This is a genomic window from Marinobacter koreensis (genome assembly GCF_023156285.1).
Taxonomy (GTDB): domain Bacteria; phylum Pseudomonadota; class Gammaproteobacteria; order Pseudomonadales; family Oleiphilaceae; genus Marinobacter; species Marinobacter koreensis.
The window spans coordinates 707,350-728,613 of record NZ_JAKZAJ010000001.1 but is presented as its reverse complement, the minus strand read 5'-3'; the positions used below and the strand labels follow the sequence as shown (position 1 = coordinate 728,613).

23 protein-coding genes are annotated in these 21,264 nt (G+C 59.9%); 3 read left to right on the top strand and 20 right to left on the bottom strand.

Annotation, left to right across the window (positions count from 1 at the left end; all coding sequences use genetic code 11):
• Window positions 1–163 precede the first annotated feature (163 nt).
• Genes upp through MLD04_RS03440 form a run of 3 tightly spaced genes read left to right on the top strand, consistent with a single transcriptional unit; the run spans window position 164 to window position 2,903 of the window.
• Window positions 164–802 (top strand): uracil phosphoribosyltransferase, encoded by a 639-nt coding sequence (upp, locus tag MLD04_RS03450; protein ID WP_008938805.1) that lies wholly within the window; start codon window positions 164–166, stop codon window positions 800–802.
• A 3-nt stretch (window positions 803–805) separates the two neighbouring features.
• On the top strand, window positions 806–2,062 hold the full coding sequence (locus tag MLD04_RS03445) for a uracil-xanthine permease family protein (protein WP_248154788.1): 1,257 nt from the start codon (window positions 806–808) through the stop codon (window positions 2,060–2,062).
• A complete protein-coding gene (locus MLD04_RS03440) occupies window positions 2,043–2,903 on the top strand; it encodes a class I SAM-dependent methyltransferase (protein ID WP_248154787.1) in 861 nt (286 codons plus the stop codon). Before MLD04_RS03445 ends, MLD04_RS03440 begins: the two co-directional genes overlap by 20 nt.
• Here the strand turns inward: MLD04_RS03440 and flhB are convergent.
• The 20 genes from flhB to MLD04_RS03340 form a co-directional block, all read right to left on the bottom strand.
• Window positions 2,900–4,036, bottom strand: a complete 1,137-nt coding sequence (gene flhB / locus MLD04_RS03435; protein WP_248154785.1) for a flagellar biosynthesis protein FlhB — start codon at window positions 4,034–4,036, stop codon at window positions 2,900–2,902. The two genes, MLD04_RS03440 and flhB, sit on opposite strands and share 4 nt — an antisense overlap.
• A gap of 16 nt (window positions 4,037–4,052) precedes the next feature.
• Window positions 4,053–4,838, bottom strand: a complete 786-nt coding sequence (fliR, locus tag MLD04_RS03430) for a flagellar biosynthetic protein FliR (RefSeq protein WP_248154783.1) — start codon at window positions 4,836–4,838, stop codon at window positions 4,053–4,055.
• A 3-nt stretch (window positions 4,839–4,841) separates the two neighbouring features.
• The gene (gene fliQ, locus MLD04_RS03425) at window positions 4,842–5,111 is read right to left on the bottom strand and encodes a flagellar biosynthesis protein FliQ (RefSeq protein ID WP_008938810.1); all 270 of its coding nucleotides are present in this window, start codon (window positions 5,109–5,111) and stop codon (window positions 4,842–4,844) included.
• A 10-nt stretch (window positions 5,112–5,121) separates the two neighbouring features.
• Window positions 5,122–5,889, bottom strand: coding sequence for a flagellar type III secretion system pore protein FliP (fliP, locus tag MLD04_RS03420; protein ID WP_282451714.1), 768 nt, complete (start codon window positions 5,887–5,889; stop codon window positions 5,122–5,124).
• An 8-nt stretch (window positions 5,890–5,897) separates the two neighbouring features.
• The gene (gene fliO, locus MLD04_RS03415; RefSeq protein ID WP_248154781.1) at window positions 5,898–6,338 is read right to left on the bottom strand and encodes a flagellar biosynthetic protein FliO; all 441 of its coding nucleotides are present in this window, start codon (window positions 6,336–6,338) and stop codon (window positions 5,898–5,900) included.
• A gap of 1 nt (window position 6,339) precedes the next feature.
• A complete protein-coding gene (fliN, locus tag MLD04_RS03410; protein ID WP_248154779.1) occupies window positions 6,340–6,846 on the bottom strand; it encodes a flagellar motor switch protein FliN in 507 nt (168 codons plus the stop codon).
• Window positions 6,839–7,837, bottom strand: coding sequence for a flagellar motor switch protein FliM (gene fliM / locus MLD04_RS03405; protein ID WP_248154776.1), 999 nt, complete (start codon window positions 7,835–7,837; stop codon window positions 6,839–6,841). Before fliM ends, fliN begins: the two co-directional genes overlap by 8 nt.
• Before the next feature lie 41 nt (window positions 7,838–7,878).
• Complete coding sequence (locus MLD04_RS03400) at window positions 7,879–8,379, bottom strand: flagellar basal body-associated FliL family protein (protein WP_248154774.1); 501 nt, start codon at window positions 8,377–8,379, stop codon at window positions 7,879–7,881.
• Between the two features lie 185 nt (window positions 8,380–8,564).
• On the bottom strand, window positions 8,565–9,785 hold the full coding sequence (locus MLD04_RS03395; protein ID WP_248154772.1) for a flagellar hook-length control protein FliK: 1,221 nt from the start codon (window positions 9,783–9,785) through the stop codon (window positions 8,565–8,567).
• A 96-nt stretch (window positions 9,786–9,881) separates the two neighbouring features.
• A complete protein-coding gene (locus MLD04_RS03390; RefSeq protein ID WP_248154770.1) occupies window positions 9,882–10,229 on the bottom strand; it encodes an Hpt domain-containing protein in 348 nt (115 codons plus the stop codon).
• Window positions 10,230–10,245: 16 nt separating this feature from the next.
• Complete coding sequence (locus MLD04_RS03385; RefSeq protein WP_248154769.1) at window positions 10,246–12,012, bottom strand: ATP-binding SpoIIE family protein phosphatase; 1,767 nt, start codon at window positions 12,010–12,012, stop codon at window positions 10,246–10,248.
• Window positions 12,009–12,314: an STAS domain-containing protein gene (locus MLD04_RS03380; RefSeq protein WP_008938819.1), complete on the bottom strand. Its 306-nt coding sequence runs from the start codon at window positions 12,312–12,314 to the stop codon at window positions 12,009–12,011. Before MLD04_RS03380 ends, MLD04_RS03385 begins: the two co-directional genes overlap by 4 nt.
• Window positions 12,315–12,446: 132 nt before the next feature.
• The gene (gene fliJ / locus MLD04_RS03375) at window positions 12,447–12,890 is read right to left on the bottom strand and encodes a flagellar export protein FliJ (protein ID WP_248155393.1); all 444 of its coding nucleotides are present in this window, start codon (window positions 12,888–12,890) and stop codon (window positions 12,447–12,449) included.
• Complete coding sequence (fliI, locus tag MLD04_RS03370; protein ID WP_248154766.1) at window positions 12,890–14,281, bottom strand: flagellar protein export ATPase FliI; 1,392 nt, start codon at window positions 14,279–14,281, stop codon at window positions 12,890–12,892. Before fliI ends, fliJ begins: the two co-directional genes overlap by 1 nt.
• The gene (locus MLD04_RS03365; RefSeq protein WP_248154764.1) at window positions 14,262–15,155 is read right to left on the bottom strand and encodes a flagellar assembly protein FliH; all 894 of its coding nucleotides are present in this window, start codon (window positions 15,153–15,155) and stop codon (window positions 14,262–14,264) included. Before MLD04_RS03365 ends, fliI begins: the two co-directional genes overlap by 20 nt.
• Window positions 15,155–16,195, bottom strand: a complete 1,041-nt coding sequence (fliG, locus tag MLD04_RS03360; RefSeq protein WP_008938823.1) for a flagellar motor switch protein FliG — start codon at window positions 16,193–16,195, stop codon at window positions 15,155–15,157. The genes MLD04_RS03365 and fliG overlap by 1 nt, the downstream gene beginning before the upstream one ends.
• Window positions 16,188–17,924, bottom strand: coding sequence for a flagellar basal-body MS-ring/collar protein FliF (gene fliF, locus MLD04_RS03355; RefSeq protein WP_248154761.1), 1,737 nt, complete (start codon window positions 17,922–17,924; stop codon window positions 16,188–16,190). The genes fliG and fliF overlap by 8 nt, the downstream gene beginning before the upstream one ends.
• Window positions 17,925–17,939: 15 nt before the next feature.
• On the bottom strand, window positions 17,940–18,308 hold the full coding sequence (gene fliE / locus MLD04_RS03350) for a flagellar hook-basal body complex protein FliE (RefSeq protein ID WP_008938825.1): 369 nt from the start codon (window positions 18,306–18,308) through the stop codon (window positions 17,940–17,942).
• A gap of 250 nt (window positions 18,309–18,558) precedes the next feature.
• A complete protein-coding gene (locus MLD04_RS03345) occupies window positions 18,559–20,013 on the bottom strand; it encodes a sigma-54-dependent transcriptional regulator (RefSeq protein WP_248154759.1) in 1,455 nt (484 codons plus the stop codon).
• 18 nt (window positions 20,014–20,031) lie between these two features.
• Window positions 20,032–21,264, bottom strand: coding sequence for a sensor histidine kinase (locus MLD04_RS03340; RefSeq protein WP_248154757.1), 1,233 nt, complete (start codon window positions 21,262–21,264; stop codon window positions 20,032–20,034).

Genomic DNA, 21,264 nt, shown 5'->3' with positions numbered 1-21,264 from the left:
TCGTTTGGAGGGTTCTTCGCAAGATCCGTACCACTCCTTACGAAATCGTCCCGGGCAATACCGCCAACAAGCCTGACGGGACCCGTCAGATACGGTATCCTTGCGCCATTTGTTCGCGCCCGTCGCGAACACGACCCACACAGACAGACACACAGGTGACACCATGCCAATCCACGAGGTAAAGCACCCCCTGATCCGACACAAACTCGGTCTTATGCGCCGGGCGGACATCAGCACCAAGAATTTTCGTGAACTGGCACAGGAGGTCGGCGCCCTGCTGACTTACGAAGCCACCAAGGACTTCAATCTCCAGGAAAAAACCATTGAGGGGTGGGCGGGCCCGGTTTCCGTCGAACAGATCCACGGCAAAAAAGTCACCATCGTGCCGATTCTCCGGGCCGGTCTGGGCATGCTGGACGGCGTCCTGAGTCTGATTCCGGTGGCGCGGGTAAGCGTGGTCGGTCAGATTCGTAACGAAGAAACCCTGGAGGCCAGCACCTACCTGGAAAAACTGGTCGGAGAGCTGGACCAGCGCATGGCCCTGATCGTCGATCCGATGCTGGCGACCGGCGGCTCCATGATCTCCACCATCGACCTGCTGAAGAAGGCCGGCAGCACTGAAATCCGGGCCCTGGTTCTCGTCGCCGCCCCCGAGGGTGTCGAGCGGGTGCTCGAAGCGCATCCGGATGTCTCCATTTACACCGCCTCGGTGGACGACCACCTGAACGACAAGGGTTATATCCTCCCGGGTCTGGGCGACGCCGGCGACAAGATTTTCGGCACCAAACAGAAGGACGTCTGAATCATGCAGGACCATTCGAACGACCCGATCTGGAAGCAGGTCATCGCGGGCTCACAAATGTTGCTGGTGGCATTCGGTGCCCTGGTGCTCATGCCCCTGATTACCGGCCTCGACCCGAACGTGGCATTGTTCACGGCGGGGATCGGCACCCTGATTTTCCACATAGTGACCGGCGGCCAGATTCCCATCTTTCTGGCGTCCTCCTTCGCGTTTATCGCTCCGGTGATCGCCTCGAAAGGCAAATTCGGCCTGGAAGAAACCCTGGGCGGCCTGATGGCGGCTGGCATCCTGTACGTTCTGCTCAGCGGCGCTATTCGCCTTCGCGGTACCGGTTTTATCCGGCAACTGCTGCCGCCGGTGGTTATCGCTCCGGTGATCATGACCATCGGCCTGGGTCTCGCCCCGGTGGCCGTCCACATGGCGTCCGGCAGGACCGGTGATGGTTCCAGCCAACTGGTTCCCCACGACACCGCGATCTGGATCTCGATGATTTCACTGGCCGTGACCATCGTGATGTCGGTCTGGGCCAAGGGCATTTTCCGCCTGATTCCGATCATGTTTGGCGTCGTGGTGGGCTATGTCGTGTCTGCGCTCATGGGCATTGTCGACACCACCCCGATTGAGAACGCGCCCTGGTTTGCCGTCCCCAACTTCGTGACCCCCGAGTTCAGCTGGGGCGCCGTCCTGTTCATGATTCCGGTGGCGATCGCACCGGCCATCGAGCACATCGGCGACATCCTGGCGATTGGCAACGTGACCCGCCGGAACTACCTGGAAAAGCCGGGACTGCACCGGACCCTCCTCGGGGACGGCCTCGCCACAAGTGCCGCAGCACTCTTTGGCGGCCCGCCCAATACCACCTACTCGGAAGTCACCGGCGCCGTCATGCTGACCCGCAACTTCAACCCCAGGGTCATGTGGTGGGCCGCCATTGTTGCCATCGTACTGGCTTTCATCGGCAAATTCGGCGCCGCCCTCCAGACCATCCCGGCGCCGGTCATGGGCGGGATTCTCTGCCTGCTGTTTGGTTCGATTGCCGTGGTCGGTCTGAATACCCTGATCCGCCACCAGGTGGATCTGTCGGAATCCCGGAACCTGGTCATCGTGGGTGTTACCCTGGTGTTCGGGATCGGCGGTATGGTGCTGGGCCACCTCGAGGGCATCGCCCTGTGTGCGGTGGCGGCCATCATACTCAACCTGGTACTGCCGGGCCGCCGCGAAGCCTGGGGCAAGGCCATCTATGAGCAAGCGACGGACTGACAGCTCGGGCATCAGCTTTACCGCCCTCTATACCGGTGCCGTCTGGCACCGGTATGGCCTTTCCGACGATGCGCTGACAACCCGGGAAGGCCAACTCCTCTATCACCTGATGACTCCGTTCGAAGCCGCAAGCAAGGCGGCCATCGGGGGCAACATCCGTACCTTCCTGCTCCAGCGTCACCTGATCATTGATCATCTGATCGAGACGGCGATCCGGGAACAGGGCATCACCCAGGTCCTCGAAATCGCCGCAGGCATGTCTCCCCGTGGCATCCGACTGCGAGAGCGACACCCAACGCTGCACATGGTGGAAGCGGATTTGCCCGACATGGCAGCCAGAAAGGCGCTTCGGCTTATGGCGGCGGGCAGGCTGGGGCCCCACCACCAGATCACTCCCATCGACATTCTGGCTGAGCAAGGAGAGCAGGCCCTCGAAACGGTGATTGACCGGGTATTCGACAATGACAAACCAGTGGTGGTCGTGACCGAAGGCCTGACCAGCTACTTCCCACTGACGGTGATCAGCGATTTCTGGCGGCGACTTGCGAAAGTGCTGAGCAGGCGCCCGGGATCGGTCTACCTGTCGGAGAGTTATTACCGCCCGGGTCAGCCGCTGCTGAATGGCACGCTTAACACCCTGGGCCACCTCCTGGGCGCGGCGACACGAAGCCGGGTCAGCTTCCATTTCAGATCGGATCCGGAGGCCCGGCAACATTTTTCAGGCTGCGGCTTTACGGACGTCACCGTTCACGACCCACGGGCCTGGTATGGCATCCTTCCGATCCCTGAAAGCCGGGGGGAACCCATGGTCCGCGTCATCGAAGCCCGCGTGCCGGCCTAGACATCCCGCCTGAGGTCGGAGGGAATCGGGAAATCCGGCATACCCGGCTTGGGGCCCCTGCCCTTGCGGAATTGCCGGAGCTGGAACACGTAGGCCAGAACCTGGGCGATGGCCATGTAGAGCCCGTCCGGGATTTCCTCGCCAATCTCGGTATTGTGGTACACCGCCCGGGTCAGCGGCGGTGTACGAAGGACTTCCACCTTGTTCTCCCGGGCGATTTCCATGATCTTGAAAGCGATCTGGTCGGCCCCCTTGGCCACGACTACCGGCGCGGCCATGGCCTTCTGGTCGTACTTCAGGGCAACGGCGTAGTGAGTAGGGTTGGTGATCACCACGTCGGCCGTGGGCACATCCTGCATCATCCGGCGCTGGGCCATCTCCCGCTGGAGCTGACGTATCTTGCCCTTCACCTCGGGCTTGCCCTCCGTGTCCTTGTACTCGTCCTTGACCTCCTGCTTGGTCATGCGCAGCTTTTTCTGGTGGTCGTAGATCTGGAAAGGCACGTCGATCGCGGCGATGATAATGGTCGCTGCCGACAGCAGGAAAAAACTCCAGCCAAGCGTCCATAGCACATGCTTCATCGCCGGCACCGCTGGCTCTTCGGCAATACTGAGCAGGTCTTCGGTACGCACATTGAGAATCAGAATGGCGATGACCAGTACCAGCCCCACCTTGGCGATCGCTTTTACCAGTTCAACCAGCGAACGGGCGGAAAACATCTTCCCCACGCCCTTGATCGGGTTCATCCGGCTCAGCTGAGGCTGAATGGCCTTGCCACTGAACAGCAAGCCTCCGATTCCGATGGATCCGGCAATCGCGGCGATGAGCACCAGCACAAGGATCGGCGCCAATGCCCAGGCAGCTTCCTTGGCCGATGCGATCAACTGGACACTCATGTGGCGGGTATCGAAGATAGCGGAGCGCTCAAGCACAAAGCTGTCGCGCATGATGGCCTCAAGCGCGGCGCCGAGATGCGACCCAAACATGAGGAGACCACCCGCTCCGGCCATCAGCACCGCCATGGTGGCGAGTTCCCGGGATCGGGCCGTCTGCCCCTCCTCCCTGGCTTTTTCAAGTCGTCGGGGGGTCGCTTCTTCCGTTTTTTCCTGACTGTTGTCGTTCTCTTCAGCCATGCGTCATATCCACCGGTCAGGGCACACCCTGCAACTGCCGCATGAAATCGTAGGTCTCCCGGGCATACTGCTCGAAATGCGGCAGGAAATTGGCGTGCAGTACCCAGATAGCAAACAATCCAAAAATCAGGCCAATTGGAAAGCCGAGGGAGAAGATGTTCATCTGGGGTGCCGCCCGGGTCATGACACCGAACGAAATATTGACGATCAGAACCGCAGTCACCGCCGGCAGGGCCAGCAGCATGGCAGACGCAAACATCCAGCTGATCCGGTGCGCCAGCTCCCAAACACCGGCCTGACCCAGCCCTTCCATTCCGATGGGCAGAGTCCGGAAACTCTCCACGAACACCTCCAGTGCCACCAGGTGTCCGTTCATCGCCAGGAACAGCAACGTGATGGTGATGGTGTAAATCTGGGACAGGACCGGAACGTTAACGCCGTTGGCCGGATCCACCATGGACGCAAACCCAAGTCCCATCTGCATGGCGATCATCTGCCCGGCGATAACGAACAGCTGCCACAGGGCCGTCAGGGCAAACCCCAGACCAATGCCGATGAGAATCTGCTGCAGGGTGATAACCACCGCATCGGCACTGAGCGCATCCACCGCCGGCGCCTCGGGAATCATCGGCACCACAAGGATGGTCATCAGCAGAGCCAGTCCCAGCCGGACCCGGGCCGGAACCAGCTGAGTACCAAAGATGGGAATCACCATCAGAAAGGAAGCAATCCGGAACAGCGGCCACAGGTGCTGCCCCACCCACTGGCCGATCAGGTCTGCACTGAGCTCCGCCGGCAGCATCCGTCAGCCGATCAGGTAGGGAATGCTGGAAATCAGCCGGTGCGCATGATCCAGCAACTGGGTGAGCATCCAGGGGCCTGCCACGATAATCACGATCAGGGTCACCAGCAGACGCGGCAGGAAGCTCAGCGTCTGCTCGTTGATCTGGGTCGCGGCCTGAAAGGTACTGACGATCAGACCGACCACCAGCCCCGGGCCGATGATCACCGATGACAGCATGACAATCATCCAGAGTGCTTCCCGGAGAATGTCGATTACGGTTTCCGGCGTCATGGCACCTCCTCTAGAGCCCGTAACTGGCGGCGAGAGTGCCCATGATCAGGGCCCAGCCATCCACCAGCACAAACAGCATGATTTTGAACGGAAGCGAGATGATGATGGGCGAGAGCATCATCATGCCCATCGCCATGAGGACACTGGCCACCACCATGTCGATGATGAGGAACGGAATGAACAGTATGAACCCGATCTGGAAGGCGGTTTTCAGTTCGCTGGTCACAAAGGCCGGCATGAGCACCCAGAAAGACACGTCTTCAGGCGTGTCGTATTTTACGTCCGCCATTCGCATGAACAGGGCCAGATCGTCTTCCCGGGTCTGCGCCATCATGAATTTCCGGAACGGCTCGCTGGCGAGCTTCACGGCCTCAATGGAGGTCACCTGCTCCTGAAGATAGGGCTGGAGAGCAACCTGGTTGGCCTCTTCAAGAACCGGCTTCATGATAAAGATACTCAGGAACAGCGCCAGCCCCAGAAGGATCTGGTTCGAGGGCGTTGCCTGCAGCCCGAGCGCCTGGCGCAGGATGGCGAACACCACGATGATGCGGGTGAAGGACGTCATCATCATCAGCATGGCCGGCAGGAAGGTCAGCGCCGTCATCAACGCCAGAATCTGCAGGGTGACGGAATATTCCTGGGTTCCGTCGCCCTCGCCCGGCGTCATGGTCACCGCCGGAATACCGGGAATCGCCTGGGCATGGGCCAGGGGGGCCCACAACACACCGAGTAACGGTACCAGAATGGGCAGCATTCGTTTCAGGAGGGAAAACGTCATCGCCTCGGTTATTCCTTGTGGGACGGGTTCCAGGATTTACCGATCATACCCTGCAGGCGGCGGGCGAAGTCGCCCGACGGAGGGTTGGCGGAATCCACCACGGGCTCGTCGAAAACGTGCAGGGTCCGGATAGCGGACGGCGTGATACCCAACAGGATCTGTTGTCCGCCAACTTCGATCAATGCCAGGCGTTCCCGTGCGCCAATGGCCATCACCGAGACCACCTTGATCGCGTTGTTGTTCATGCCGGTCATGCCGTTCATCCGGCGAATCAGCCAGGCACAACCGTAGATGATTGCGATCACCGCCGCCAGCCCGAGCCCCAGGCTCACCATGGTTGCCAGGGTATCCGGTGCACGGGTTACCGGCTGGTCCGGATCCACACCGGCTTCCTGGGCCCGGGCCGACAGGGACAGCGCGCACAGCGACAGCCAGACAAGTGCGCGCATGTTACTTCTGGAGACGCTTGATGCGTTCGCCCGGACTGATGACGTCAGTCAGCCGGATACCGAACTTTTCGTTGACCATGACCACCTCACCATGGGCAATCAGCGTACCGTTGACCAGCACATCCAGCGGTTCACCCGCCAGCCGGTCCAGTTCGATCACCGAGCCCTGGTTCAGTTGCAACAGGTTACGGATAGCAATCTGGGTGTTCCCCACTTCCATGGAGATGGTCACCGGTATATCCAGAATGACATCCAGGTCTGGCGAAGACCCGTCGAGCGATGGCTGACTGACCTCGTCAAACTCCTCCATGGGGGCTGCCCGGACGTTATCCTCCGGCTTTTCTTCCTCTTCCGAAGACTCAGCCTCAGCCATTGCAGACGCCCAGTCGTCTTCGCTGACACTGTCGCCATCGCCGGATTCTTCCATCGCCGCTTCCCACTCGGCGGCCAACTTTTCGTCTTCGCTGAGTTCCTGTTCGTCTTTTTTATCTTTATCGTCTTCAGCCATGTCGACCCACCTTGAATTGCTTTTTGACCTTCGGCTTCGTTGCCTTATCTTGAATCCTGAGCGCCAGTTTTCCGTCGCGGGTTCCGAGAGTTGCCGTGTAGATCGGAATTCCGTTGGCGGTCACCGTCAGGTATTCGGGAATCTCCACCGGAATGATGTCACCCTCTTTCATCCTGGCGACCTCCCGCAGTGAAATCCGGCGGCGGCAAACATTCGCGTTCACCGGCACGTTCACATCCTTGACGTCTTCCTGGAGCGCATTGACCCAACGCTCGTCGACATCGTCGATATCGCTCTGAACCCCTGCATCCAGGACATCGCGGATCGGCTCGATCATCGAGTACGGAAGCGCAAAGTGGAGTTCTCCGCCGCCACCGTCCAGCTCGATATGAAAGGTGCTTACGACCACCACTTCACTCGGGCTGACGATGTTCGCCATCGCGGGATTCACTTCCGAACTGAGGTATTCGAAGTCCACCTTCAGCACCGCGTGCCAGGCTTCGGCCATATCGTGAAACACCTGATCCAGCACCATCTGAACGATGCGGGTCTCCGTGGGCGTAAACTCACGACCCTCGATCTTGGCATGGCGCCCCTCGCCACCAAAGAAGTTGTCCACGAGCTTGAAGACCAGTTTGGCATCCAGCACGAACAGCGAGGTACCCCGCAGGGGGCGAACCTTGCACAGATTGAGACTGGTCGGCACATAGAGGGTATGGATGTACTCGCCGAACTTCATGATTTGCACGCCACCGGTGGAGACATCGGCGTTTCGGCGTAACAGGTTGAACAGGCTGATCCGGGTATAGCGGGCAAATCGCTCGTTGATCATCTCCAGCGTCGGCATCCGACCACGGACGATGCGATCCTGACTGGAGAGATCGTAAGACTTGATCCCTGTATCGTCGGTCTCTTCGTAGGTATCGATGTCGCCATCGTCCACACCGTGGAGAAGCGCGTCGATCTCGTCCTGTGACAGTAAGTCCTGCATAACTGTTCCTGCCGCTTGAATGCCTTGCCCGCTAACGGGCCCTATTGCACCACAAAATTTCTGAACAGAACGCCGTCGATGGCGGGTTTACCTTCCTGTTCGAGTACCTGGTTAACCGTCGCGAGCATTTTTTCCGCCAGACCACGACGGCCTTCCGGCGTCTGCAACTCCATGAACTGGCTACTGCTCAGGACCATCACCAGCTGGCTGCGAATCAACGGCATGTGCAACTCCGCCGCTGCCAGTGCCTCCGGATCCGTTGCCGACAGTGACACAAATACCTGGGCATACCGTTGCCGACCTTCGGCCTGGACGGTCGTGACCAGAGGCTTTTCGATATCGACGTAGGAGCTCGGGACGAACGCCTCCTCGGCGGGAGCGGACTCCTCGCTGTCGCTTCCCGGAAGACCGTCCCCCAGAAACCAGAGCGTGCCGGCAACGGAAAGCCCGATCGCAAGGATCAGCACCACGGTGATCAGAATGATCAGTTTCAGCTTGCCTTTCTTGGCGGGTGCGCCATCGGACGCCGTATTTTCAGCCATAATCGTCGCTTTGTCAGAATTCCGTCAGGGACGGCCGGTTTTGATGACTTTACAGGACAAGAAGCAAGGGACGGGCCAGAAACCCCATCCTCCCCTCATGAAACAGCAGTTTAGCGTTGCCGGGAAGGATGGGCAAAGGAGTTTGAAGCGGAAAGGAATTCTACCGGACGCGAGACATCCTCAAATCAGGCGAAAATATCCACTTCGCCTTTCCAACTCAGATCCAGCGCTCCGATGCTCTGCTCCGAATCCACCGCTTCTCCGTCCAGAAGACCGCCTCCGGGCGCTGAAGAACCGTCACGATCACCGTCCGCCGATGCCTCGCCACCGGGCTGCTGACCGGCCTGGTCGGAGACATCAAACTGCGCCAGCGACAGCCCCTGGTCACTCAGCATGTCACGGAGCCGGTGGGAGTTCATTTCCAGTTGGTCACGAACCACAGGGTTCGCAGAATGCACGGTGATTGTGGCCTGGTCATGATGCACCCGGACCTTGACTTCCATTGGCCCCATATCCGGCGGCGTCAGATGGATCTCGGCCACCGACATATTCCTGGCGGTCAACCAGCTGAGTTTACCGACGACTTTATCCCCCCATTCCGCGTGCCCGACCGGGACATCGACGGATGTCGAGTAGCTGCGGAGCGGGACTGCCGCTTCAGCGGGAACACGAACTCCGTTGCTCCCCTGTGACGCCTGGGAGTGCTGGGACTGCTGGGCGGCAAGATCCATCACCCCCTGGAAGCGAAGGCCGGAGGCCAGGTTACCGGAATCGGAAGCGCCGGACTTTTCAGCCTTGAATGCGTTACCGACGAGATCTGCAAGGCTCGTCCCTCCGGCACCCGCGGAACCTTTCAGGAGCGCCCCGGGCGTGAGAGTTCCGGCATTACCATCGGCAGACATACCCGGTGGTACCAGGGCGGAAAAGCTCTGCCCCACTCCGGCAGCAGCCTGGCCATTGGCAGCCGCGGCAGATCCGATCGCTTTCTTGTCAGATGACGTCAATAATGCCTGGAGGTCCGCAAAGGTAATGGGTGCATCCGGCTGGTCGACCTCGGTTTTGTCGACCTCTCCCTTTTTCGCGGAAGCGGAGGCTGCGCGGGTGTCCTCGCTATCGCCGGATGACGCTTCTCGATCCTTGCCGGTGGCTTTCTCGGGAGCCTGACTGTCGGATTTGCCGTCTACGACGGAATCTTGGTCCCCGTTGGCCCGCTCATCGGCGTCTGAGGGGTGGGAGGTTTCGCGGGATTCGCTGTGTTTCGAATCCATGCGTCGCTGTTCTGCGCGAGAGACCGAGTCAAACCGGCTTTCGCCGCCGTCGGCTTTCCGCGCAGATCCGGCTTTGGCCGGCGATGTATCCTGCGCCTGGTCAGTGCCCAGGGCTTGTGGGAGTACCATTTGTGGCATGGCAACCTCTTGCCGCTTTTCAGAGTTGGGTCAGCTTCTGACCGTATTCTGCAAAAGCGATGCCACAATGAGCGCATCTCGGCCCGCCGCGGAATCCTATCGAACCAGGAGTTCCCCGAGCATCTCGGACACGGTCCTGAACTCTTCCTCAATGCGCTGGATGATCGCATCGGCCCCGGTCAGGTCCTCCGACTTGCCTGCCTGCTCGGCCTCAAGGCAGAGTTCGCCAAGCCTCGGAGCACCAATGTTGATACAACTTCCCTTGAAACTGTGGGCCGTTTTGGCGAACGCGTCGGCGTCCTGATGTTCCAGGGCACGTTTCAGTGCGGCAATGCGCTCCCGAGAGTCGCTGACGTAGGTCTGGATCAGGACCTCGAACTCGTCCTCCATGACATCCTGAAGTTCGGCGAGCGCTTCTTCATCGAGGTGCGATTTATCGGTCATTCCTAACCCCCTTGGGTCATTGCCTCTGTTTGCCCGGATCCGTGGCGGGTCCATCGTCGGATTCTGCGACCGGTAGCCTCCAATCGTACACGATTTCCACACGGTTACCTTTACCGTGAAATGTGATGTTTTTGGTCAGCCGTTTCAAGAGGAAGAGGCCGCGACCGGCATAACGGGGCCAGTCCGCATGACGTTCATCGCTCTCCAATACAGGATGACGGCTGAAATCAAAACCGGGACCACTGTCTTCACAAATAACACGCAGCTGACCTCCCCAGGGTTTCCGGGTGTGGTGCAGGCTGAAACGGATGAAATGATCCCCGACGGTTTTGAGCCGTCGTTGCCGCTCCGCGTAATATTGCTCAAATCCGTCCCGGCTGTGCTTCCATTCCGAAGGCAAGGCCAGGATGCCATGCTCCAGCGCGTTGTTGTAGATCTCCGACAACAGCGTATAGATCTCGCCACTTCTGGCCCGTAGCCCGGGTACCTCCATGCAGATGTGCAATAGCAGTGGTAACGGACTGAATTCCCCCAGGGTCTGCTCACGGATTTCGTAGTCACAACGCCATTCGGTCGGGCCAGCCAGGGCAGAAGAACTAGCCGATTCGGGAAGCGTAGCCAACCCCGGATTTCCTGACATTTCCAGACAGAAAAGCGTCAGATCGTCCGATTCCCTTGCCCCCTTGCTAAAGGCTTCCACGCCCTCCAACATCGCGTCGAACGGGTGCCCCGCCTCCGGTCTTTGCCGAAGCGTGCGCCGGACTCCTGCTTCGCCGAACAGCTCACCCTCTGCGTTCTGACGCTCAAGCAGTCCGTCCGTCATCATCAGCAGATAATCGCCATCCCGCGCCTGCAGGGTTTCCAGGCTGCTGTCAAAACGTTCAGGCGGCAGAATGCCCAATGGCAAAAACCGTGAGGAACACGCCAGGGGTTCACCCTGTGAACCGATCAGCCACAGCTCCGGGAGGCCGCCGTTCCAGACCTTGAGCTGTCCCAACTTGAAATCGGCTTCCGCCATCGCCCCGCAACAGAACCGTCCGGTTGGCAGAATGCGCCCCAGTTTCCGATTGATTTCCTTCAGGATATCCGCCGCGCCGAAGCCTTTGCTGGCCATGCCGTAGAAAATCTCCGCCACCGGCATGGCGCCGATCGCAGCCGGGAGGCCATGCCCGGTGAAATCCCCAAGGAACACCAGCATGCCACCGTCAGGCCTTGGGGAGGCAAACAGGACATCGCCATTGAAGATCGAAAGAGGTGACGCGTGGTAACGAATGTTGGGCGCATTCAGACAACCCGTGTGAGCAACATTATCAAACACACGCTTGGCAATGGTCTGCTCTTCCAGCAAATGCTGATTACGATCGTGGATCATATCCCGCTGGCGGGAGAGTGTGTCGTGCATTCGCTGCATGCGGCCAAATGCGTGGATCTTGGCTTCAATAATCACCCGGTTGTATGGCTTGGTGAGAAAGTCATCCCCTCCGGCCTCAAGGCAACGCGCCAGATCTTCGGCCTCATTGAGTGAGGTCAGAAAGATCAGGGGCACCATCCGCTCTCCCGAGAGGGCCTTGATATGACGGGCGGCCTCCATGCCGTCCATCTGGGGCATCAAGGCATCAAGCAATACGATATCCGGCTGTTCCCGCTGGAATATGGCCACCGCTTCAAGGCCATCGGCGGCTTCAAGCACCTCGTGCCCGATCCGTTTTAGCAGGCTTTTCAGGATCAACCGATCCGTCCCGCTATCATCGGCAATGAGCACTCGCAGCGAATCGTCGCTCACTTGATTGCGAACAGCTGCTCGAAATTGGAGATGGAGAGAATTCGACGGACGTCGCTGTTGCAGTTCTCAATGGATATCCGGGCACTGTCGCCGCCGGCGTAATCCCGTAACAGAAGCAACATTCCCAGAGCAGAGCTGTCCAGATAGGTGGTGTCGGTCAGATCGACGACATAGCGGTGGACTCCAGACTCGCCGTGTTCATAGGCGTCACGGAAAGCCTGGTGGGTACTGAAATCAAAGCGGCCTTCAATGCTGATCACCAGCGTTTCGCCATCATCTGCAAGACGCGTCTGTATAGACATTCACACAACCTCCAAAAGCAAGCGGAAGGGTTCCTGCGACCATTGTATCGAAGCCGCGATCCCGATGTCTCTCGCTTAAGGATAGCCAAGGTTGGACGCTTTGGCCTGCCAAGCCGGACAAGACCCCGCAAGTCAGCGATGACGTCGGGCAAACGCCCGACCGGCAGCTTCGTCAGCGGCCTTCTGTTCGCGGGCGTCACGCTCACGGGCCTCCTGTTGCCGGCAGCTCTCGATGTATTTCTCCATGCCCCGGCGACGCTCCCAGGCTTCGTGCCAGTCTTTCCGACGCGCTTCGAACAGCTCCCTGGCCTGGGCCAGTTGCTGCTCCTGATGCCGAATCACCTGGTCCAGCTGGGCGATGAACGCCTGCCAGGCCTGCAGGCGGGTCACGGCAATCGCTCCCTGCTGGCTCTGCCGCATCTGCTGCCGGTACTCGTCCTGGTACTGGTTCAGGTTTGCCAACTGTTCCTGGTGCTGATCCACCTGTTTGCGAGCCTCGCCCATTCGTTCGAGCGCCGCCTGCTCCTTCCGCTCTTCAACGGTCAGAACCACCTGCAACCGCTCGGATCGCAGCATCATTCAGTCCCCTGGCCGGCTGAAGGATTAGGCACGGCATCCCGACGCCTGTCGGGGGAGCGGCGCTCCGGCACCACCGCCAGCAGCTGCTCAATGCTGTCCCGCAGTGGCGAGCGTTCATTCAGGCCCTGCTGCAGGAACTGGCGCATATTGGGCATGTGCTGGATCGCAAAGTCGGTTTCAGGATCCGAGCCCTTCACGTAGGCACCCACGCTGATCAGGTCCCGGGCCTGCTGGTAACGGGAATAGACCTGCTTGAAACGCTGGGCTCGGGAAAAGTGCTCGGTTTCGGTCACCTGCGGCATCACCCGACTGATCGAGGCCTCCACATCGATCGCCGGATAATGCCCTTCTTCGGCGAGCCGGCGGGACAACACAATGTGACCGTCGAGTATCGCGCGCGCCGCGTCGGCAATCGGATCCTGCTGATCGTCGCCTTCGGTCAGGACCGTATAGAAAGCCGTGATCGAGCCGCCGCCCGGGCGGCCATTACCGGTTCTCTCGACCAGTTGCGGCAACTTGGCAAACACCGAGGGTGGATAGCCTTTGGTGGCGGGAGGCTCACCCACCGCCAACGCGATTTCCCGCTGCGCCTGGGCATAACGGGTCAACGAATCCATCAGGAGCAGGACCCGTTTGCCCTGGTCCCGATAATATTCAGCAATGCGGGTGGTCAGCATGGCGGCGCGGAGCCGCATCAGGGGCGAATCATCCGCCGGTGACGCCACCACGACGGAGCGGGACAATCCCTCATCTCCGAGAATATCCTCGATGAATTCCTTGACCTCACGGCCCCGCTCACCGATCAGGCCAACAACCGTGATGTCGGCGTCGGTAAACCGGGTCATCATGCCCAGCAGCATACTTTTACCAACACCACTGCCGGCAAACAGGCCCAGCCGCTGCCCCTGGCCCACGGTCATGAGGGCATTGATCGCCCGAATGCCGACATCCATGGACTGGCGCACCGGTGCACGATTAAGAGGGTTGATGATCTCGCCTGAGAGAGGCACGCGGGCTTCCGCGTGTAACGGACCTTTCCCGTCCAGGGGCTCACCGCTGCCGTCAAGGACCCGCCCGAGCATTTGCGGGCCGACCGGAACCCGACTGGCGGCCGACAGTGGAATCACCCGGGCGCCGGGCTTGAGGCCATCAATGGCGGTTAGCGGCATCAGGTATACTTTTTCGTCTTCAAAGCCGACGACCTCCGCCTCAACGCTGCCGAGGCCCTGGCCCTGAATAACGCAGCGATCTCCGACGACCATCGGACAGCCGACGCATTCCAGCGTCAGGCCCACCATGCGCGTCAGGCGGCCGGACAGCTCGGGCTCCGGCTCGGAGCCGACAAACTCTTTCAGCCGGTCCAGTCGCTCAGCCAGGCGGGACGTCATTGTCACCTTCCTCCTGCTCACCGGCCGACGGTGCATCCGGCTCGACTTCGCCCGCCGAGCCGCTGAGGACATCCCGGTGGAAATCGGTCAGATCGCCCATCAGCGAATCCAGCTCTTCCGCGTCGACGGCCTCGCCCTCACCGAGTTGCTGGTCCAGCATGTCCTGCACCGCCCGCTGGAAGCGTTTCTCCACGGTAAAATCCACGAGACTGTGCCGGGTCTCGACCCGGCAGCCACCGGGCAGAACCGTCTCATCCTCAACCACGGAAGCCGGCGTATCCAGACGGCCAGCAACCTCCTCGACCAGTTCCGAATCGTCCGGGTGTATGTGAATGCGAACCGCATCGGCCGTGGATGGCAGGGAATCGAGCGCCCGCCGAACGACCTGTTGGATCTGGGAAGAATCGATAGACAACTCCCGGTACACGACGGCCCGGGCCAGCACGGTTGTCAGATTCACAAGAGCCGTCTCAATTTCATCTTCATGGCGTCGGATCGGGAGCAAGAGTTCGGCCAGCAAATGCTCCAGACGATCCAGCTTGGCGTCCACCTCTTTCCGGGTGTCTTCAAGCCCGGTGGAACGCCCCTCTTCGCGGCCCTCCGAAAGACCGGTCTCGCGGCCTTCCGCCCGACCCTGCTCGAACCCCTCGGCGTGCCCTTCCCGGTAGCCGGTTTCCCGTCCCTCCCGGAATCCGTCCTCCCGGGCAGCTTCACGAATCTCCTTGAGGTCTGAAGCCGTCAGCGGTTTGACGTTCCGTTCCTCTTCACGGGGAACCTCGTTGCCCTTTTCATCAAGCAGGGGCAATTCCCACCGTTCATAGGCGGTCAGCTTTTCCTTGGGAATACGATGAAGATCTTTCTGGGAACCTTTCATTACATCATTTCTTCGCCGGCACCGCCGAGGGTGATTTCACCGGCTTCGGCCATACGGCGGGCAATGGTAATAATGTCTTTCTGGGCCGCTTCGACCTCACTGACACGGACCGGCCCTTTCGCCTCCAGGTCGTCCTGAAGCAGTTCTGCCGCACGCTTGGACATGTTCTTGAAGATCTTCTCCTTGACGCTTTCATCGGAGCCCTTGAGTGCTACCACCAGCACCTCGGAGGACACTTCCCGCAGCAGGGCCTGGATGCCCCGGTCGTCCACGTCCTTGAGGTTGTCGAAGACGAACATCAGATCTTCGATGGTGGAGGCCAGATCCGGATCCATGTCCTTGATCGAATCCATCAGATTGCCTTCGATCGACCGATCCATGAAGTTCATGATGTCCGCCGCACGTTTGACCCCGCCAATCCGGCTGGTCTGGGCAGCCGAGCCACCGGAGAACTGTTTCTCAAGGATATCATTCAGCTCCTGCAATGCCTGGGGCTGGATACTTTCGAGCGAAGCAACCCGCATCATCACGTCCAGCCGCACCTTCTCGTCCAGGGTGCCAAGGATTTCCGCGGCCTGGTCCGGATCCAGGTACGAGATAACAATGGCCTGGATCTGGGGATGTTCGTATCGGATGATATCGCCGACGGCACGGGGCTCCATCCACTTGAGCGTATCCAGACCGGTGGTGTTGCCACCGATCAGGATGCGATCAATCAGGCTGGCCGCCTTGTCGTCGCCCAGTGCCTGGGTCAGCATGGCGCGAATATAGTCGTCGTTGCCCACACCAAGCCCGGTCTGTCCGCCGACGGCATCGACAAACTGGTTCAGAACAAAGGTCACATCGTCCTTGCTGACGTCCCGCATCTGGGCCATGGCCACGCCAACCCGCTGGACCTCTTTCGGCCCCATGTGCTTGAGCACTTCGGCCGCGTCTGCTTCACCCAGCGACATCAACAGGATGGCTGCCTGCTCCACCCGGGGAATCTTGCGCTGCGGTTTGCTCGGGGCGTCGCCGCCCTGATTGGCTTGGTCAGTCATCCACATTCACCCATTGGCGCATGACCTGGGCGACCCTGGCCGGGTCTTCCGCAATCAGGCCTTTCAATGCATTCAACTGCCTATCATAGCTGTCGGTCGCGCCCGGCAAAAGAAGTTCATCGTCTGAAGTCATGGCCTGCCGGAGGGCGTCTCCGCCTTCGATGTTATCCAGTTCGCCGTAGCCCGATTCGTCTCCGCCACCGCGCTCACGACGACCGCCACCGGAGAGTGACTTCAGTGTCGGACGGAGCAGGCCGAGGACGAGCACCAGAATGACCAGACCCGCCAGCACCTGCTTCATCAGATCCCAGAACCATGGCTGCTGCCAGAAGGCCGGCGTCTCGATCTGGACGTCCTCTTCGGGAGCAAAGGCTGTATTCATGACCGTCACGCTGTCTCCCCGCGCCGCAGAATAGCCCACGGCATCACGCACCAGCATGTTCAGACGCTGCAGCTCCTGTTCCGGCCACGGCTGGTAGCTGACCGCACCGGTGTCCGGATCCACCACTTTCATGTCATCCACTGCGAGCGCCACGGTGAGCCGTTTGATCCGGCCCTGCTCCTGCCGATGATAGCTGACCGTGCGATCCATTTCGTAATTGCGGGTAGCCTCCTGACGCACATCCAGAGGCTGCTGGGCCTGTTGACCCTGCTGATTCTGCTGGCCCTGCTGCTGGTTTTGCTGGCCGTTCCCGGCGTTGGTCTGCTGGGGTACCGTGGCGTTGCCGGGGGGCTGATTGGAGAGCGCACCGGGGATGCCCTGGGGGCCGCTGCCGGGCGCGCGACGCTCGGTCAGTTCCCGCTCACTGCGGACGGCTTTCTGATCCGGATTGTAAAGCTCCTGGGCCTGCTCCCGGGATGAAAAATCCAGATCCGCGGAGACTTCGGTACGGAAACGGCCGTCACCGACAATAGGACCGATCAGTGACGCCACTCGCTGGCTCAGCCGCTCTTCCACCCTGGAAGTGTACTCATACTGATCCTTCATCCGAGCGGTATTGCTGCCGTCTTCCTTGCCGGTCAGAAGGTTGCCGTTCTGGTCTACGACCGTGACATTGTCCTTGTTCATCATGGGTATACTGCCGGCCACCAGATTGACGATGGCATCAATCTGTTCCTGGCCCGGGCGGCGCCCACCGAACACTTCGAGGAATACAGAGGCAGAGGGTTCCCGGGCGTCCCGGATAAAGACTGACCGTTCGGGAATGGCAAGATGAACCCGGGCGCCACGGACACCACGCATGGCGCCTATAGTGCGGGCCAGTTCGCCCTCCAGGCCCCGACGGTAACTGATGGTCTCCATGAACTGGGACGTGCCCAGCCCCCGCTCCTGATCGAGCAGCTCATAGCCCATCGCCTTCTGGTCGGTGACCCCTTCCGCTGCCAGCTTCAGGCGGGCGTCGTAAACCTGGTCCGACGGCACCAGCAGCGCGCCGCTACGGGGATCCATTTTGTAGTCGATACCGTTGCTTTCGAGAATCGACGTCACGTCCTGGGGGTTGTAGGAAGACAGATCGCCCACCACCGGCTGGTAATTCGGCTCCTGAGCCCAGAGAACAACAGCAACGCCCAGGGCAACACTGGCCGCGAGCCCCACCATCAAGCCGATCTGGCGAAGCAGGTTGAGGCGGTTGAAGCCCATCATAAGATCACTGCGGCTCTCCGGCGAGTCCTCCTCGCGGGATGCGGGCACATTGGTCTGGGCGGTTTCTGCAGGTACGCTGGCCATGTCTGTGCTCCGTTATCAGATCGGCATGTTCATGATGTCTTCGTACGCCTTGACCACCCGGTTGCGCACCTGTGTCAACGCTTCAAAGGAAACCGAGGACTTCTGCGAGGCAATCATGACTCGCGTGATATCGACGTTGGGGTCGCCCATTTCATAGGCCGAGCGAAGCTCACTGGCGTTCTGCTGCAGTTCGTTGACGTTATTGACTGCATTGCCAAGCATATCGCTGAAACTCGGAACCTCTCCGGTTTCGTCCACCTGGCGCGGACGATCAATGCGACCGCGCACCGACTGATCCATCTCAACCCGCTGATTCTGCATCATCTGAGAACGCAGGTTTCGAATTTCAGACAGAACGTTGTTGATGTCGGCACGTTGAACCATAACTCTCTCCCGGCCCCGCTGTGTGGGTAACGCCGTTTCCTTTATCGGACAATTACCAGACGGAAAGCAATGACCAGGCCAGATTACATATTTTTATTATTTTCAATACTTTAACGAGCACGCAAGGGTTTGAACATAAACCTGCGTCGGAGTTTTGACAGAGACCGGTCATCATCCGGGCCCGGGCGGGCAGGAGAAGATAAAAAAATGGCACCCGAAAGGGTGCCAACAAGGAGTGGGTTGGAGACTATCAGGCCGTAGCCAGTTCGGCATCCAGATCGATCCCGGCATCGCGCATCTGAGCCAGCTTGTATCGAAGGGTCCGAGGGCTGATGCCCAGCTGCTCTGCCGCGCGATTACGACGTCCGCGCTCTTTCTTCAACGTCTGGATGATTATACGGAACTCCTGCTGCCGCAGATCATCGCCCAGTGAGCCGGCGGCAAAGTCCTCGTCACTATCGGCCTGGACTGCCGTCTCCGCAGGGGACTCAAGTGGCTGCCCCATGGGTGCCGCCCCGGAAGACGAATATTCGGAAACAGCGGCCGGACTGGCGCTCAAATCCGGCCTGCCGGTAATGCCAAGTTCAAGACAGAGGTCTCCGGCGTGAATGACATTGCCCTGGTGCAGAACCAGCGCCCGCTGGATCGCATTATCCAGCTCCCTGACATTCCCGGGCCATTGGTGCTGGGTCAGCGCATTACGGGCATCGGGCGCAAAGCTGATACCGGTCAGCTTCATTTTCTGGCAATGCTTGCGCAACAGGGAATTGGCCAGCGGCATGACGTCAAGCGGACGCTCCCGCAGCGGTTGCCAGTGCATCGGGAACACGGTCAGCCGGTAATAGAGGTCCTCGCGAAATTTTCCTTCCCGGACGTAATCCGCAAGATCGCGGTTGGTCGTGGCAATCACCCGGACATCCAGGGAAATGGTCTTGCGACCGCCGACCCGTTCCACTTCCCGCTCCTGAAGCACCCGCAGCAGCTTGGACTGCAGCCCCAGGTCCATTTCCGAGATTTCGTCCAGCAGGATCGTACCGCCGTTCGCCTGCTCGAATTTGCCCGGGGACGAGGCGACCGCCCCCGTGAAGGCGCCCTTCTCGTGGCCAAACAGGATAGCCTCCAACATGTTTTCAGGAATGGCTGCGCAATTGATCGCAACAAACGGCTGACCGGCGCGGGGGGACTGCTGGTGGATGTAACGGGCCAGCACTTCTTTACCGGTGCCGCTTTCCCCGGAAATCATGACCGTCGATTCGGACTGCGCCACTTTCGTTGCCAACTGGAACATGCGCTTGCTGACAGGATCTTCCGCCACCGGCTCATCGCCGGCTTTCTGTCGCTGGCCACCGACGACCCGGGTTACCGCCTCGACGAGAACCTGTGGCTCGAACGGTTTGACCAGATAATCGATCGCACCCGATTGCATGGCCGATACCGCATGGCTGATCTGGCCATAGGCGGTAATCAACATCATGGGAAGTCCGGGATACAGCCTCTGCACCTCCCGAAGCAACTCGTGGCCGGACAAACCAGGCATATTCACATCACTGACGACCATGTCGACAGGCGATTCCGCGAGCCGGGCCAGAGCCTCTTCGGCGTTTGCAGCTTCACGAACCCGAAAGCGCGCCAGCTCAAGGGTGGTTACCAGCGCCTCACGCAGGTCATGGTCGTCTTCAACAATCAGAATCTGGGCCTTCGCCATGGTCGCCTCCGATCAGTCCTAATTCTTCAACAGTGGCAGGCACAGTGTCGCAACCGCGCCGCCGTCTTTGCCCGGAGCAATGGAAAACCGCCCCTGGTGTGCCTTTGTCACTGCCTGGACAACAGCAAGCCCCAGGCCCGTGCCATGGAATTTGGTGGTGTAGAAAGCCTCCATCAAACGCTCCGCGTCGGCCTCATCGAAGCCCGGACCGTTATCTGCCACACGAATGCTCAACTCGCGACCGGTGGACGCCAGTTCCACGCTAACTCGAGTGGCGCCTGCCTCCAGACTGTTATTGATCAGATTTGTACAGGCACCCACCAGCGCATCGCGGTTGCACATCAGCCGGGGCTCTCCATCGAGTCGATCATCCAGAGACACGGAGACGCCAGTGGCTGTACGCAGGGATTCCATGGCAGAACTGAGCGCGGTCACGAGCGTCCCCGCAGAGAGCTCTTCGGCCAACCGGGTTTCGCCTCGGGCGAAAATCAGCATGTCACGCACCTGTTGTTCCAGGTGAGTCAATCGGGACATCAGACGCGATGCACAGCGCTGCCGCATCTCTTCATCCAGTTCCTGTTCACTCAGATGGCCGCCGTAGAGGATGGCCGCCGACAGCGGCGTCCGGATCTGATGTGCCAGCGACGCGACCATCTTGCCCATGGCGGACAAACGCTGGGCATGCGCAAGCTGGGACTGCAACTGTCGGGTTTCTGTCAGGTCGGTCAGCAGTATCAGCTGCCCGGGCTGATTCTCCATGGTCCGGATCTCGATACTGACGCGCCGGCCGTCTTTCAATGACACCTCATGACCATCATCCCGCCTTGGTGCAAAGCAACGCTGAATGACATCGATCCACCGCTCCCCCTCCAGGGGCTCGCCCAACAGCGACACGGCCGCCGGATTGGTCTGGCTCACCACGCCCTGGCTGTCCAGCACTACGACGCCTGCGGGCAGAGCAGTCAGCAACGTGGAAAGCCTGTCTGCAAGGCGCTCCTTCTCTTCCAGTTCCTGCTGGCGCTGAAGAGATTCCTGGGTCAGCTCACCAGACAACTGGTTCACGCGGGACTCGAGCGTACGGTAGGAATCGGTAATCTGCTGGGACATCCGGTTGAACAGCTTGAGTGCGGAATCCACCGCCTCATCGCCCTGCTCTGGAAACAGGGCCGTGACCTTGTCATTCACGTCAGCTGCGGCATTGCCATGCGAATCCCGGATATCGGATTCCATTGCAAATTGGGAATGATTCAT